The following is a 1,247-nucleotide window of genomic DNA, read 5'->3' on the forward strand; positions in this document are numbered from 1 at the left end:
CCCGGATTGGCAGCAATGGACACCGAAGGAGTCACCTGAGAAGTTATGGTCATAGTCACCGTATTCGAAGTTGCTGAAGTCGGCACTGCACAGGAGGCAGAAGAAGTCATCACCACAGAAACCTGATCTCCATTAGACAAGCTTGAATTGGAGTAATTAGGACTGTTAGTTCCCACATTGGCTCCATTTAATTTCCATTGGTAAACCGGGGTAGCTCCACCATTAACCGGAGTTGCGGTAAAGGTTACTGAAGTTCCAGCGCAGACTGTGGTTCCAGGATTAGCAGCTATAGAAACTGTCGGCACAACCGCTGAAGTCACAACCATAGTCACTGTATTCGAGGTTGCCGAAGTCGGCACGGCACAGGAGGCAGAAGAAGTCATCACCACAGAAACCTGATCTCCATTTACCAAGCTTGCATTGGAATAGGTAGGAGAGTTGGTTCCTACATTGGCTCCATTTAATTTCCACTGGTAAACAGGACTTGCTCCGCCATTGACCGGAGTTGCGGTAAAGGTTACTGAAGTTCCAGCGCAAATTGTACTTCCAGGATTAGCAGCTATAGAAACTGTCGGCACAACCGCTGAAGTCACAACCATAGTCACTGTATTCGAGGTTGCCGAAGTCGGCACGGCACAGGAGGCAGAAGAAGTCATCACCACAGAAACCTGATCTCCATTTACCAAGCTTGCATTGGAATAGGTAGGAGAGTTGGTTCCTACATTGGCTCCATTTAATTTCCATTGGTAAACCGGGGTAGCTCCACCATTAACCGGAGTTGCGGTAAAGGTTACTGAAGTTCCAGCGCAGACTGTGGTTCCAGGATTAGCAGCTATAGAAACTGTCGGCACAACCGCTGAAGTCACAACCATAGTCACTGTATTCGAGGTTGCCGAAGTCGGCACGGCACAGGAGGCAGAAGAAGTCATCACCACAGAAACCTGATCTCCATTTACCAAGCTTGCATTGGAATAGGTAGGAGAGTTGGTTCCTACATTGGCTCCATTTAATTTCCACTGGTAAACAGGACTTGCTCCGCCATTGACCGGAGTGGCGGTAAAGGTTACTGATGTTCCAGAGCAGACTGTGTTTCCCGGATTAGCAGCTATAGAAACTGTCGGCACAACCGCTGAAGTCACTGCCATAGTCACTGTATTCGAGGTTGCCGAAGTCGGCACAGCACAGGAGGCAGAAGAAGTCATCACCACAGAAACCTGATCTCCATTAGACAAGCTTGCATTGGAATA

1 pseudogene is annotated in these 1,247 nt (G+C 48.5%); it reads right to left on the minus strand.

Features of this window, described 5'->3' with window-relative positions:
* Positions 1 to 1,247, minus strand: a pseudogene (locus DFQ04_RS18250) (hypothetical protein); the annotation flags it as partial.

It is taken from the genome of Algoriphagus boseongensis, from assembly GCF_004362805.1.
Taxonomy (GTDB): Bacteria; Bacteroidota; Bacteroidia; order Cytophagales; family Cyclobacteriaceae; genus Algoriphagus; species Algoriphagus boseongensis.